The organism is Epilithonimonas zeae, from assembly GCF_023278365.1.
In the GTDB taxonomy this organism is placed as follows: Bacteria; Bacteroidota; Bacteroidia; order Flavobacteriales; family Weeksellaceae; genus Epilithonimonas; species Epilithonimonas zeae_A.
Genome location: NZ_CP075338.1, coordinates 115,280 through 128,885, shown reverse-complemented (window position 1 = coordinate 128,885; position 13,606 = coordinate 115,280). Strand labels below are relative to the sequence as shown.

Annotated in this window: 13 protein-coding genes; 7 read left to right on the top strand and 6 right to left on the bottom strand. The window is 35.3% G+C overall.

What is annotated here, in order from left to right:
• Position 1: 1 nt before the first annotated feature.
• Positions 2–427: a Fur family transcriptional regulator gene (locus KI430_RS00430; RefSeq protein ID WP_248876333.1), complete on the bottom strand. Its 426-nt coding sequence runs from the start codon at positions 425–427 to the stop codon at positions 2–4.
• A 413-nt stretch (positions 428–840) separates the two neighbouring features.
• On the opposite strand from KI430_RS00430, the gene KI430_RS00425 reads away from it, so the two are divergent.
• Together KI430_RS00425 and rplS are read left to right on the top strand one after the other, a co-directional pair.
• Positions 841–1,275, top strand: coding sequence for an FKBP-type peptidyl-prolyl cis-trans isomerase (locus KI430_RS00425; protein ID WP_248876332.1), 435 nt, complete (start codon positions 841–843; stop codon positions 1,273–1,275).
• Between the two features lie 129 nt (positions 1,276–1,404).
• A complete protein-coding gene (rplS, locus tag KI430_RS00420) occupies positions 1,405–1,764 on the top strand; it encodes a 50S ribosomal protein L19 (RefSeq protein WP_089770508.1) in 360 nt (119 codons plus the stop codon).
• Between the two features lie 98 nt (positions 1,765–1,862).
• Here rplS and kbl read toward each other — a convergent pair whose 3' ends face one another.
• The 5 genes from kbl to KI430_RS00395 all read right to left on the bottom strand — a co-directional run bounded on the left by kbl (position 1,863) and on the right by KI430_RS00395 (position 10,140).
• Positions 1,863–3,056: a glycine C-acetyltransferase gene (kbl, locus tag KI430_RS00415; protein ID WP_248876331.1), complete on the bottom strand. Its 1,194-nt coding sequence runs from the start codon at positions 3,054–3,056 to the stop codon at positions 1,863–1,865.
• A 79-nt stretch (positions 3,057–3,135) separates the two neighbouring features.
• On the bottom strand, positions 3,136–5,076 hold the full coding sequence (locus tag KI430_RS00410; RefSeq protein ID WP_248876330.1) for a M1 family aminopeptidase: 1,941 nt from the start codon (positions 5,074–5,076) through the stop codon (positions 3,136–3,138).
• Between the two features lie 81 nt (positions 5,077–5,157).
• Positions 5,158–6,615 (bottom strand): D-alanyl-D-alanine carboxypeptidase/D-alanyl-D-alanine-endopeptidase, encoded by a 1,458-nt coding sequence (gene dacB / locus KI430_RS00405; protein WP_248876329.1) that lies wholly within the window; start codon positions 6,613–6,615, stop codon positions 5,158–5,160.
• Positions 6,616–6,765: 150 nt separating this feature from the next.
• A complete protein-coding gene (priA, locus tag KI430_RS00400) occupies positions 6,766–9,213 on the bottom strand; it encodes a primosomal protein N' (protein ID WP_248876328.1) in 2,448 nt (815 codons plus the stop codon).
• Positions 9,214–9,444: 231 nt separating this feature from the next.
• On the bottom strand, positions 9,445–10,140 hold the full coding sequence (locus KI430_RS00395) for an ABC transporter ATP-binding protein (RefSeq protein ID WP_248876327.1): 696 nt from the start codon (positions 10,138–10,140) through the stop codon (positions 9,445–9,447).
• A gap of 423 nt (positions 10,141–10,563) precedes the next feature.
• Between KI430_RS00395 and KI430_RS00390 the strand changes: the two genes are divergently transcribed.
• The 5 genes from KI430_RS00390 (at position 10,564) to KI430_RS00370 (ending at position 13,456) form a co-directional block, all read left to right on the top strand.
• Positions 10,564–11,076: an RNA polymerase sigma factor gene (locus KI430_RS00390; protein ID WP_248876326.1), complete on the top strand. Its 513-nt coding sequence runs from the start codon at positions 10,564–10,566 to the stop codon at positions 11,074–11,076.
• A 35-nt stretch (positions 11,077–11,111) separates the two neighbouring features.
• Positions 11,112–11,708: a hypothetical protein gene (locus KI430_RS00385; protein WP_248876325.1), complete on the top strand. Its 597-nt coding sequence runs from the start codon at positions 11,112–11,114 to the stop codon at positions 11,706–11,708.
• A gap of 97 nt (positions 11,709–11,805) precedes the next feature.
• Complete coding sequence (gene ruvX / locus KI430_RS00380) at positions 11,806–12,219, top strand: Holliday junction resolvase RuvX (RefSeq protein WP_248876324.1); 414 nt, start codon at positions 11,806–11,808, stop codon at positions 12,217–12,219.
• Positions 12,216–12,788 carry a peptide deformylase gene (gene def, locus KI430_RS00375; RefSeq protein WP_248876323.1) on the top strand — a complete coding sequence of 191 codons (573 nt, stop codon included), beginning with the start codon at positions 12,216–12,218 and terminating at the stop codon, positions 12,786–12,788. The genes ruvX and def overlap by 4 nt, the downstream gene beginning before the upstream one ends.
• 83 nt (positions 12,789–12,871) lie before the next feature.
• Positions 12,872–13,456 carry a DUF5606 domain-containing protein gene (locus KI430_RS00370; RefSeq protein WP_248876322.1) on the top strand — a complete coding sequence of 195 codons (585 nt, stop codon included), beginning with the start codon at positions 12,872–12,874 and terminating at the stop codon, positions 13,454–13,456.
• Positions 13,457–13,606 lie beyond the last annotated feature (150 nt).

Sequence of the window (13,606 nt, the reverse complement as noted above, 5' to 3'; positions counted from 1 at the left end):
CTTAATTGTTGAAAGTCGATTCGAGGCAATTTTCGCAGATGCCTTTGGCGAAAAGTCTGATTTCATCAATCCTGAAATTGGTTTTCATACTTTCGGGGAACGAAATATCTTCTTTGCAGGTGGTCTGTTTGCAGATTTTGCAGTAGAAATGGAGATGCCAGTCTTTGTGCGTTTTCTCGTCGCAATCATCGTGGCAAAGCTTGTATTTTGTGGTTGAATTTTCCTGAATGCTGTGAACGATTCCTTTTTCTTCGAAGGTTTTCAAGGTTCGGTAAATGGTGGTTCGGTCGGCATTCTGAAAATGATTTTCGATTTCGGATAGTGAGGTGGCGAATGGTTGGGAATTCAGAAAATCGTAGACCAGAATTCTCATACTTGTTGGTTTGGTGTTTTTGTGGATGAGTTTGTTTTCGATTTCTTTGTTCATAATGTATTATCTAATAATTTTAATGCAAAGTCCGCAAAGATTTTTTGGACATTATTGAAAATATTTTTAAGGCTCGCGAAGACGTAAAACTTAATGACAAACTGGTTGTTGACTTTGACTTTTTAATCCTTTTAATTTTAATCTTTTGACAAATCTTACTATTAATGACAAAACTTGAATCGTTGACGAAATACCTAGCCCCGATGGGAACGGCATCCTTTTTTATTTTTTTATGGACTTCGATTCAATCGAAGTGACAAAACTTGTAAAAAAATAAAAAAGATACAGTGGACAGCGGGATTAAGCTCCTAATCTATTGTTTTATCTTTTCTTATCTCATCAAAGTTACGGGAAATAATTGCAATTTTTTGATGAATCGACTGAGAATAAATACCTTTGAAAAAAATTTAGAAATGGGTGTAGCGGATTTATTATTCAAAAGAAAAAAAGAACTGGCTGAAAAAAACCTGAGAGATGGTCAGGATTATTTGGTAGAAAACGGAAAAAGAGAAAGCGTAACGACTTTGCCAAGCGGTTTGCAATACGAAATCCTTGTAGAAACAGAAGGACCAAAACCAACAGCTAAAAGCACAGTGAAATGTCATTATCACGGGACGACCATTACAAGCAAAGTTTTTGACAGCTCTGTAAAACGTGGAAAACCAGCTTCTTTTCCTCTTAACAGAGTTATCAAAGGTTGGACAGAAGGTTTGCAGTTGATGTCTGTAGGAAGTAAATTCAGGTTTACAATTCCGCCGCATTTGGCTTATGGGGAACAAGAAGTTAGCAAAGAAATTGGCCCAAACAGTACTTTGGTTTTTGATGTAGAATTGCTGGAAATTAAATAATTGAAATTTAATTCTCAGATTGTATTGCAGTTATGAAAATTATTTATATTTTTGCAACCTGTTAATCAACCTCTGACGAAGGACGTGAATGTTGCTTAGCTTGACAAAACAAATTTTTTATTATAAAAAATGGATTTATTAAAGTACGTACAAGACAAGTACATTACGAAAAAAGAATTCCCAGAATTCAAAGCCGGTGACACCATCACTGTGTACACAGAAATTAAAGAGGGTAACAAAACAAGAACTCAGTTCTTCAAAGGAACAGTTATCCAATTGAGAGGAACAGGTCTTACTAAAACTTTCACTATCAGAAAAATGTCTGGTGATGTAGGTGTAGAAAGAGTTTTCCCTATCAATATGCCTGCACTTCAAAAAATTGAAGTTAACAGACAAGGTAAAGTTAGAAGAGCTAGAATCTACTACTTCAGAGACCTTAGAGGTAAAAAAGCAAGAATCAAGGACAAAGCTTACGGTGGTAAGAAATAATCCTAAGATTTTCTTCTTAAAATATAAACCAGCAAATTTGATTTGCTGGTTTTTTGTTAAAAAAATAATCGCTTTCAAAATTGGAAAGCGATTTTATTTTAGATAATTCCTAATTCTTTTCCTACTTTCTCAAAAGCCATAATAGCTTTGTCCAAATGTTCTCTTGAATGAGCTGCTGATAGCTGAACTCTGATTCTCGCTTTTCCTTTTGGAACAACGGGATAGAAGAATCCAATCACGTAAATATCTTCAGCTAAAAGTTTTTCTGCCATTTCCTGTGCTAACTTTGCATCGTACAACATCACTGGGACAATCGCTGCATCGCCGTTTGGAATGTCGAAGCCTTTAGCTTTCATTTCTTTTCGAAAATACTCTGCATTTTCCATCACTTTATCTCTCAAAGAAGTATCATCAGAAATCATATCTAAAACCTTGGAAGCCGCACCAACAATCCCAGGCGCTAATGAATTGGAAAATAAATATGGCCGAGAACGTTGTCTCAACATATCGATGATTTCCTTTTTTCCCGAAGTGAATCCTCCCAAAGCACCACCCAAAGCTTTTCCTAAAGTTGAAGTGATGATATCCACTCTTCCGATAACATCATTAGCTTCGTGCGTGCCACGACCTGTTTTACCAATAAATCCAGTTGCGTGAGAATCATCCACCATTACCAAAGCATCATATTTATCCGCTAAATCACAAACACCTTTTAGGTCTGCTACAATTCCATCCATTGAGAAAACACCATCCGTCACAATAATTTTGAATCTGTGATTTTTTTCAGAAGCTGCAATTAATTGTGCTTCCAGATCTTCCATATTATTGTTTTTGTAACGGTATCTTGCAGATTTACACAATCGCACCCCGTCGATAATAGAAGCGTGATTCAGCTCATCAGAAATGATTGCGTCTTCTTCTGAAAACAATGGTTCGAAAACACCACCATTCGCATCAAAACAAGCAGCGTAAAGAATGGTGTCTTCCATTCCCAAGAAATTAGAAATCTTAGCTTCTAAATCTTTATGAATATCCTGAGTTCCGCAAATGAAACGAACCGACGACATCCCATAACCGTGAGAATCTATTGCATCTTGCGAAGCTTTCATCACTTCAGGGTTATTGGATAATCCCAAATAATTGTTGGCACAAAAGTTCAAAAGTTTTTTCCCAGCAACTTCTATCTCGGCACTTTGCTGTGATGTGATGATTCTTTCTCTTTTGAAAAGCCCGTCGTTTTCTATGTTTGTCAATTCGTTTGTGATGTTCTCAAGGAATTTTTGTGATATCATTTTTATTGATTTTCGATTTTAACAAAAATAAAAAAAGCGCTTTAATAAAGCGCTTTTTTGTGATAAATTAACTTTTGAGTTATTCTTTAATAATCTTAACTGATTGATTATTGAATTTCAAAATGTAAGTTCCTCTCATTAATGTGGAAATATTGATTTCTGAATCTGGATTTGAAGTTCCTTTTTTGATTAATTTTCCATCGATTGAAAGAATTTCATAATCCACAGATTGATGTAAACCAGAAATTTTGATGAAAGATTTTGCCGGATTTGGATAGACACTAATATTTTTTTGATTGATATCATTAACAGCCAGATTATTATCTTTTGTCACCGTAGAACCTTTTGTAATGATTTGTTTTTCATAATTAAATTCAACACTGGTCACATCAAAAGTCACATCTTGTGTGAAATATTGATTGTTAGAAGTATGATCCAAAACAAAATAAGCGGTTTGTCCTCCAGATCCTGTCACTTTGATTGGAAGCGGCATCTCAAAAAAGCTGACAGTAGAACTGCTTCTTGTCTGTCCAACACGAAAAGTCAGTTTTTTGCTTGTGGCATTCTGAGTCCACCTGATCTGATAGCTCGGATAACCTTCACCATAGATCCAGTCATTAAAAAATTCTGTGAAATCTTTTCCTGTAAAAGAACTTAAAAAATCTCTGAAATCATTAGTCTTTACATAATTGTAAGCAAAAGCAGGATTGTTCTGATAAGCTTTCAGCATTGTATAGAACTGGCTATCACCAAGTATCCATTTTATCATCCTTAAAACAAAACCTCCTTTAGCATAAGTTAATCTTCCGTCGAAAACTCTGCCGATATCACTCAATCCAGAATCAGGAACGTACACACTTCCGTCCGGGATACTTGTGATATCACTTATCTCATTTGCAAGATAATTTTGAAACTGAGAAGGACTCATTAATAATTTTTCATAAGTTAAATGCTCACCAAATGTTGCAAAACCTTCATTCAGCCAGATGTCATTCCATGTCCCACAAGTTAGCTTATCTCCAAACCATTGATGTGCTAACTCATGGCAAATCAAGCCTTGACCAAAACTAACCATTGAAGTCATTGTCGCATGCTCCATGCCACCACCCCAATTGAATTGCATATGTCCATATTTTTCGTCTCTATACGGATATAATCCAAAGTTGTCTTCAAAATTCTGCATACAAGTTGTTGTCCAGTCTAGACTTGCCTGGGTATTTGCATTCGCATAAGCTGGATAAACATAATTCAGGAAAGGAAACGAGCTTCCTGTAGTTGTGATAGTGGAATTCATTTTTGTATAATTGGAAATTCCTAATGCAAAAAGATAAGCAGGAATTGGATAATTGGTTTGCCAATAGGTCAACTTTTTTCCGTTTCCTAAGATAGTTTCGGACATCAGTTTTCCATTTGAACCTACTGTATATTGAGCAGGAGTGGTCACTTTGATATCCATCTTCTCTATTTTATCATTCATACTTTGTTTGGTTGGCCACCAACCTTTTGCCCCATAAGGCTCAGACAATGTTGCCAAGACCGGATCTCCGGCAGGTGTAGTTCCTGCTTCAAAACTGGCAAAGGCACCGGTATTAATAGGAACTCCATTATAAGTTATTGATAAAGAATCCGTAGTCTGAGCTGTCAAAGCTACTGGAAAATTAATTTTAATTTCATCTGAACTCAATTGCTGAAAGGTTAAATTCTGACCGTGATATTTTACCGTAGAAACTGTCAGAATCTTTGCCAAATCAAAATAAATAGTAGAGGAATTTGCCAGCATCTTAAAATGAGAAGTCATGGTTCCGGAAACGAACTGCTGTGTAGGATCAAGATCTAATTCCATTCTAACATACTGCAAATCGTAATTTAATGTATTCGGATTCACATTTACATCCAGAATCGAACGGGAAGCAGATCTTTTTTCAGATTCTATCAACCCTTTTCGATCGATATTATGAATTTGGCCAAAAATAATATTAATCGTTAAACAAGTAATTATTAATGTGTAAAATTGTTTCATTTTATTTAAAAATTTTACCTCAAAGCTACAAAAAAAACTCATCCTGACGAGATGAGTTTTTAATTTATAAAATATTGATTATTACAAATCTAAAGTCGGATCCAGCAACTGTTCCATTCTGTCTTTTACTTGAGCAACAGAACCTGAAAATTTGTTAATCAATAAAGAAAAAGCCAGCGTTTTGTTACTTCTTGTTTTGATGTAGCCAGCCAGACATTTCACACCATTCAAAGTTCCTGTTTTAGCAAAAATTTGTCCGTTGGAATTCACCATAAACATATGTTTCAAAGTTCCAGATTGTCCTGCGATAGGCAAAGATTCGAAATATTCTTTATAATAGGGCGACTTCATCATCTTGGCCAAAAATTTAACCTGAGAAATAGGTGTCACAGTATGTGCTTTTGATAATCCGCTACCGTCCATATAATTCAGTCCATTCAAATCGAAACCGATAGATTGTAAATGGTCAGTTACAGCCAATCTTCCGGATTCTACCGTTTGGTCGCCTAATTTCTGGAAACCGTTAGACTTCAACAAAGCTTCTGCATAACCATTATCACTTCTTTGGTTGGTATAATTGACAATTTCAGCTAAAGTCGGCGATTTGTAAATCGTCAAAATTTCTCTTGGTTCCGGTTCTCTGTCAACAATTTTGGGAGTTACTTTTCCAGAAACGGTGATTTTATTTTTAACCAGACCTTCTCTCAACTTATTAGCCAAAAAAGCAGGTGGTTCAGCCACTTTTGTCGTTACCCAAGCGCCTTCGAATTTATCGGCATAGACAGCCTTGTTGGTATAAGGCGAAATATAAAAATACTTTTTTGCTTGATTAAATGGATTATTAGATTGACTAATAAGCAACTTTTCATTTTTTGGATCAATATCTTTGGTTGTTCCAACTGGTAGAAAATAATTAGCTTGCTCTAACCAAACAATATTTTGCGGAAGTTCCTGCTTTTTATTCTCCTTGAAAATCGCCGTCTGGATGATAATATCTCCTGTGATCTTCCTGATTCCTTTTTCTCTAATAGCATCTAGATACTGATTAACAATCTGCGTATAACTTGCTGCGCCGCCTCTATTTCCACCTAAAGAAGGGTCGCCACTTCCGACGATATAGAGATTTCCTGTCAACACGCCTTCAACATCAATACTGCCAGAATATTCTAACTGAGTGTTCCATCTGTACTGCGTTCCTAATAAAGAAAATGCCGTTTCTGTTGTTAATAATTTGGTTGTAGAAGCTGGAATTAATGGTGCTGTTTCGTTGTAAGCTGTTACAATTTTTTCTGTTTTGGGGTCGTAAACCACAAATCCCCAATTAGCATTTCTCAGAACCGGGTCTGTAAACATCTTATTGATATTGAACTCGATTTGCTCTTTCGGAGACAACAGCGCCTTTTCTGCGGTAATATCCTTTACAAGACTTTGCTGATCAGCAACTTGTGGAAATGTAGAAACTGCGACGCTTCCTTGCGAAAATACAAACGAGGAAAAACCAATTGCGATGATTGAAAAATAATTTTTGATTTTATTCATTCTCAAAACAATTACAATTTTTATTGAATTTTTATTAATTAAGGTTTAAGATTGTCTAATCTTATTATCATAACTAAGTAAAGTTAGAGAATATTGCCGTCGATTTACGGTTTAACCGTAATAAAAAATCTGAAAAGCCGTTAAAAATTGTTAAAAATCAACAAATAAATCTTTTTTCACAGATTTGTAAGCTGTGATTTCGTCAAATTCATCAAAAGATTTCAGAAGCAATTCTTTGTAGATTCTGTAGTTTTTGTTTTTGGGGAATTTGAGAAGAATCTGATACTGATAAAGGTTATTAAGCCTTGCTATAGGTGATTTCTCCGGACCAAGAATGCATTCTTCCGGAATATATTTTCTGAGAATCGAGCCCAAAAACTGAGAAGCTCTGTTTATTTTGTCTTCTTTCCTGTGTTTCAGTTCAATCATTATTAATTTCACAAATGGTGGGTAAAGAAACTTTTTCCTTTCATCTAAGAAGTAATTATAAATCTCTTTAACATCCTGATTTTTAATCAATTCAAAAACCGAATGCGACGGATTGTAAGTCTGAATCAGAATTTTTCCATTCCCCGAGGTTCGTCCTGCTCGTCCTGCAACTTGAGTAATCAATTGATAAGCTCTTTCTTCCGCACGGAAATCCTGAACGTGAATCAGAGAATCTGCTTTTGGAATGGCGACCAATTCGATATTATCAAAATCTAAACCTTTAGAAATCATTTGCGTACCGACCAAAATATCGGTCTCACCGTTTTCCAGTTTTTCATAGAGTTTCTCGTAAGCAAATTTCTTTCGCATCGAGTCCACATCCATCCTGTCCACTTCCGAATCAGAGAAGATATTTTTGGTTTCTTCTTCGATTTGTTCAACGCCAACACCTCTTGTATTCAGGTTTTCACCGTGACAGCTTGGGCAAATTGTTGGCTTTCCGGAACGATGGCCACAATAATGGCATTTGAGTTCGTTGGAAGCTTTGTGATAGGTCATTACCACATCACAATTACTACAATAAGTGACGTGGCCGCAAGTTTCACATTCGATGACATTGGCATAACCACGGCGATTATGAAGAATAATGGTTTGTTTTTTATGGTCTAATTGAAGATTAATTTCGTCAACCATTTTTTGACTGAAATTCCCAACAATCTTCTTCTGATTTTGCGCTTCTTTGATATCGATGATTTCAAATATTGGCAAATCCACTTCCCCAAATCTTTCATTAATAGAAACATAACGCAACTTGTCTTTCATCGCCAGATCGTAGCTTTCCAAAGAAGGCGTTGCCGAACCGAGAATAACTCTTGACTGATAAAATTCTGCCAACATCATCGCAGAATCTTTCGCATTGAAAAAGAAGTGCTGGTCTCTTTGTCTGTAAGCCGAATCGTGTTCTTCGTCAACAATGATTAACCCTAGATTTTCATAAGGTAAAAACAAAGAATTACGCGTTCCAATCAGAATTTGAAGCTCATTTTTTTTGATTTTTCGCCAAACTTCTACTCTTTCAAAATCAGTCAGTTTATTATGATAAAAACCTAGTTTTTTGCCGTATTTTTTTTCCAGACGGATTGTGATTTGTTTGGTCAAAGCAATCTCTGGCAAAAGCAAAAGAACATTTTTTCCGGAGTTGACGCAGTCTTCAATCTTCTCAAGATAAATGTGCGTTTTTCCCGATGAAGTCACACCGTGAAGCAGCACATTTTTATCTTCTTCAAAAGCCTGATTGATTTCCAAAATGGATTTTTTCTGATTTCCCGTAAGTTCTTCAATTTCTTCGATTTCACCTTCGTAAGAATCGATCCTGTCTTTTTCCAGAAAATATTCTGTGACCCAACCTTTTTCTATCAAAGATTTGAGTTGTTGATTGACGAAATTGCCTTCATCAAAAACCAAAGATTTCCGAATTGGATTTTCCGGATTGTCAATTTGTTTGGAAAGGATACTGAGGAAAAGGTCTTTTTGTTTTTTCGCTTTATCGAGTTTCAAAAGAATCATTGCCAAATTCTCTGAAACCAAAGCTTCCTCATTGATTTTCAGATAAGCAATTTCTTTCGCTTTATATTTTTCAGTGATTTTTTCATCCACAGAAATATATCGCTCATCAATCAGCGCATTGATGGTTTTGATGATTTCTTTTTTGGGAATGAAGGCTTCGATTTCCTGCAAATTCAGCATTTGACGAACCTCTAAAGCTTGAAGAAGATAAGTTTCGTTCGCGTCCAGATTTTGCCAGTCAATTGTTCTTTCTGACAACAATCTGACGTAAGTTTCACTTTCCAGCTTGAGAGAAGACGGAAACGCCAAACGGTAAATTTCACCCAAATTACAGAGATAATATGAGCTCAACCAATTCCAAAAACCCAACTGTTGTTTTGGAACAATCGGTTGATTGTCTAATAAGTTGATGATTTCTTTCGGAACAAAAGTTTCTTCGAAATCATAGAATAATTCTGCAACAATTCCTGTGTAGATTTTCTTCCCACGAAACGGAACAAGAACCCGCATTCCGATTTCAATTTTATCCAAAAAATCCGCTGGAACTTTGTATGTGAAAGTTCCTTTGAGATTGAGCGGAAGAATGATTTGAGCGAAGTTCAAATTGTAATATTTTTAACGCAAAGTGCGCAAAGATTTTTTATTATTTATTGAAAATATTTTTAAGAGTCGCAAAGACGGTTTGCTTAGCTAAAAACTCTATTTTGTCATTCCGTAGGAATCTCAACACGTTTTAATATAATGATTAGATTTCCTACAGAATGACAAATCTTGTGTTTATTTAATTGATTTTCTGAAACCGATTTTACTAAGCTTCATAAATATCATTTATAATTAAACCGTATAACTTTGGAAAGCCTCCTCCAAACTTCCAAACTTCCCTTTGAATTCTGAAATCGGAGAATCTTGAATGATATTACCTTGATGAATCAGAATCACACGCGAACAAAGCGCTTCAACTTCCTGCATAATGTGTGTAGAAAGAATCACGGTTTTTTCTTTCCCAATTTCTTTTATGACATTTCGGATTTCGACAATTTGATTGGGGTCTAATCCATTGGTTGGTTCATCGAGAATCAATAAATCCGGTTCGTGCAAAATGGCTTGCGCTAACCCAACTCTTTGTTTGTAACCTTTGGAAAGCTGGCTGATTTTCTTTAATTTTTCCGGCGTAATGCCAACCAAATCGATGACCTGCTCTACACTTTCTTTTTTGATATTGTGAAGATTCGCAACGAATTGCAGATATTCTTTCACAAACATCTCGTTGTAAAGTGGATTATTTTCCGGAAGGAAACCGATTTTCTTTTTGGATTCGATTTCGTTTTCTGAGATGTTTTTTTCGTCCAAAAGAATTTCCCCTTCGTCGATTTTCAGAACGCCTGTTATGGATTTCATCAGCGTGGATTTTCCGGCTCCGTTGGGGCCGAGCAATCCGATTATTTCGTTGTTAGCGATTGTTATATTGATATCGTTTAGCGCAATCTGCTCTCCGAATTTTTTAGTCAGTCCTGAAATTTTTAAAGACATCGGGTTATTTATAAGTGATGAATTATGAATGATTCTTAATCTTTACAAAAATATGAAAATTACTGCATCTTTTTAAACGCAAAGAGCGCAAAGATTTTTATACATTATTGAAAATATTTTTAAGAGTCGCAAAGACGCTTTACTCAAATAAGAGTTGAACGTAAACTTTATCATTCCGTAGAAATCTCAACACTTTTAAATATAATGGTTTGACTCCTACGGAATGACAAAATTCTATTTTATAGCAATGTTACTTTATATTGAATTCGCAGCCCGACTTGAGCGGAAATCCTTTTTACGCAACGTAGTGGAGTGAAAAGATTGGGAGCGGAAGGCGGATTAAGCTGCCCAAATAAAAATCATAAATTATTTTTTGTAACAAATTTTTGATATCATTACTAACCGAACAGAGTTAAAACAAAAATGGGTTCATCTGAGAAAGAATTTTTAGAGAAAATCGATAAACATAAAGGAATCATCTTCAAGATTTCCAAAATGTATATGGATAATCGTGATGATCAGAATGACCTTTTTCAGGAGATTATCTATCAGGTTTGGAAGTCTTTTTCAACATTCGAAGGTAAAAGTGAATTCTCAACCTGGCTTTACAGAATTGCGCTGAACACAGCAATTATCTTTCTGAAATCTGAGAAAAAACGGAACTTCATCCAAAATGATGATGTCTCGCTCTACAAAATAAAAGAAGACGAATACAACCACGAAGACGAACAAAACCTGAAGCTGATGTATGAATCCATCCAAAAGCTGAATCCTATTGACAAAGCTCTGATCTTCTATTACCTGGAAGATTTTTCGGGAAAAGAAATGGCAGAACAAATGGGAATATCGGAAGGTAATGCAAGAGTAAAACTAAACCGTGCGAAAGAAAAGTTAAAGGAATTAATTAATAAACAGGCTTCGAGAGCCTCAGCCTAACAACTATCAACTATCAACTATCAACTATCAAAGATATGGACTTAGATAATCTTAAATCACTTTGGAATAAAGAAGACGTTTCCGAGACACCGGAGATTTCGCCGGAGAAACAGAGACAGATACACCATCCTTTGGAAAGGATCAGGAAAAATATGCGTTATGAGTTTTGGTCAACTGTTGTTTTGATGCCTTTTATTTTGATTGTTATCTGGTTTTTCCAGCTGCCTTTTAGATTCACTTTATACATAGAAATTTTGGTTGTTTCTATGGTTTTGGTAACTGTATTTTTCTTTAGTAAATTCTTTAAGCTTTATAAGGAAATAAGTAATCCGACTTTGGGAACTTACGACTCGTTAAAAGATTTGTTGCATCAATTTGAACTGAACAAACAGTATTATTTGTCTTTTTACTTAAGCTTTGTCCCTTTTTTTGTCTGTGAAATGATCATCGTGATAGAGTCTATTCCACACACACATCATTACACCAACGGTTATTTAACATTGGTTTTTATAGGGTCAGTTCTTTTCGGATTATCTTTATTATACTTTATCGGAAACTGGTGGTTCAGACATTTTTATGGAAAATACATCGATAAAATTAAATTATTGGTTGAGGAAATGAAACAAAATTAACTCGAATCCATCTAGCAAAAAGCCCTGCAAAGCCCATCAACTTTGCAGGGCTTTTTTAATTTTCATAAGCTGAAAATTTTTGTAAATTTGCAGACTTATGGGACAAATCCTAGCAATAGACTACGGAAAAGCAAGAACAGGAATTGCTGCAACAGACGACTTACAAATTATTGCAAGCGGACTGACGACAGTTGAGACTCCGAAGCTTGTCGATTTTCTGAAAAAGTATTTTTCTGAAAACAGTGTAGACGAAGTTGTCATAGGACTTCCCACAGATTTGAAAGGAAATATGTCCGAAATCGAAACTGAGATTCAGAAATTTATTTCGGTATTTGAAAAGGATTTTCCTGAGAAAAAAATCAATCGTCTGGATGAGCGTTTTACTTCCAAAATGGCTTCTTTTTATATTAGCCAAAGTGGAAAAAACAAAAAACAAAGACAAGAAAAAGGATTGATTGACAAAGTAAGTGCGACGATATTGTTGCAAAATTTTTTAGACCAGAAAAGATGATTCTACCAATTAGAGCCTTTGGCGACAACGTTTTGAGAAAAAAAGCTCACGAAATCGAAAAAGATTATCCTGAGTTGCAAACCCTAATCGATAATATGTTTGAAACGATGAACGGAGCGAACGGAATTGGTTTGGCTGCGCCTCAAGTTGGTTTGGACATTAGACTTTTCATTGTGGATGTTTCCCCACTTTCAGATGACGAAGATTACGAAGATATTGCTGATGAGCTGAAAGACTTCAAAAAGGTTTTCATCAATGCTAAAATTCTGGAAGAATCCGGCGAGGAATGGAAATTCAACGAAGGCTGTTTGAGCATCCCGGAAGTTCGTGAAGATGTAAAGCGTAAATCAACCATCAAAATAGAATATTACGACGAAAATTTCGTTAAACATACCGATACATTTTCCGACATCAGAGCAAGAGTTATTCAACACGAATATGATCACATCGAGGGAATTCTTTTTACAGACCACTTAAGTGCGTTGAAGAAAAAAATCGTGAAAGGGAAACTTCAGAAAATTGCTAATGGCGAAGTAGCTGTGAGTTATAAAATGAGATTTCCTAAGTAGCTGGAAGATGGATGCTGGAAGTTTACAACTTTGAAAACATCAGACAATTTAAAATATAAAATTTACTAAAGAAAAATATTAAAATGCAGTTAGAAAAAATTATTTCAATCTCCGGAAAACCGGGACTTTTCAAATTGGTTTCTCAACTTAAAAACGGTTTTATCGTTGAGGACATTACGACTAAGAAAAAAGCGAGTATCTCAAACTCCAGCCAGGTAAGTCTTTTGGATAACATCGCAATGTTCACATTTGATAAAGAAGTTCCTTTGTTCGAAGTTTTTGAAAATATTGCAAAAAAATACGACTACAAACCAACGATTAACCACAAATCTTCCAGCGAAGAACTAAGAGCTTTTATGACCGAATCTCTTCCTAACTATGATGTGGAAAGAGTTTATGAGTCTGATATTAAAAAATTGGCTCAATGGTACAACTTGCTTCAAAAAGCGGGTTACATCACGCCTGAAAGTTTTGTAAAACCAGAAACTCCTGCTGTAGAAGTTGCTGAAGAGCCAAAATCTGAAGAGAAAGCTGAAAAAACAGAGAAAAAACCTGCTGCTAAAAAAGCTCCTGCAAAAAAGACTGCTGAAAAAACAGAAGAAGCTAAAGAGGAAAAAGCTCCAGCTAAAAAGCCTGCTGCTAAAAAAGCGACTAAAAAAGAAGATTAATTTGATATGATGATGAGTTGATGTGAAAATTTCACAATTCATTTTCATTATTATTTTTACAATATTAAACTCTCTCAGAAATTCTTGTTTTTGAGAGAGTTTTTTTATATTTAAGGTCTTCGAGAGCCTCAATCTCAAGAAATTAATTAT

Bases quoted from the DNA above. Each gene is read 5' to 3' on its own strand.
- KI430_RS00430 (WP_248876333.1), bottom strand. From the start codon at position 427: ATGAACAAAGAAATCGAAAACAAACTCATCCACAAAAACACCAAACCA.
- KI430_RS00425 (WP_248876332.1), top strand. From the start codon at position 841: ATGGGTGTAGCGGATTTATTATTCAAAAGAAAAAAAGAACTGGCTGAA.
- rplS (WP_089770508.1), top strand. From the start codon at position 1,405: ATGGATTTATTAAAGTACGTACAAGACAAGTACATTACGAAAAAAGAA.
- kbl (WP_248876331.1), bottom strand. From the start codon at position 3,056: ATGATATCACAAAAATTCCTTGAGAACATCACAAACGAATTGACAAAC.
- KI430_RS00410 (WP_248876330.1), bottom strand. From the start codon at position 5,076: ATGAAACAATTTTACACATTAATAATTACTTGTTTAACGATTAATATT.
- dacB (WP_248876329.1), bottom strand. From the start codon at position 6,615: ATGAATAAAATCAAAAATTATTTTTCAATCATCGCAATTGGTTTTTCC.
- KI430_RS00395 (WP_248876327.1), bottom strand. From the start codon at position 10,140: ATGTCTTTAAAAATTTCAGGACTGACTAAAAAATTCGGAGAGCAGATT.
- KI430_RS00390 (WP_248876326.1), top strand. From the start codon at position 10,564: ATGGGTTCATCTGAGAAAGAATTTTTAGAGAAAATCGATAAACATAAA.
- KI430_RS00385 (WP_248876325.1), top strand. From the start codon at position 11,112: ATGGACTTAGATAATCTTAAATCACTTTGGAATAAAGAAGACGTTTCC.
- ruvX (WP_248876324.1), top strand. From the start codon at position 11,806: ATGGGACAAATCCTAGCAATAGACTACGGAAAAGCAAGAACAGGAATT.
- def (WP_248876323.1), top strand. From the start codon at position 12,216: ATGATTCTACCAATTAGAGCCTTTGGCGACAACGTTTTGAGAAAAAAA.
- KI430_RS00370 (WP_248876322.1), top strand. From the start codon at position 12,872: ATGCAGTTAGAAAAAATTATTTCAATCTCCGGAAAACCGGGACTTTTC.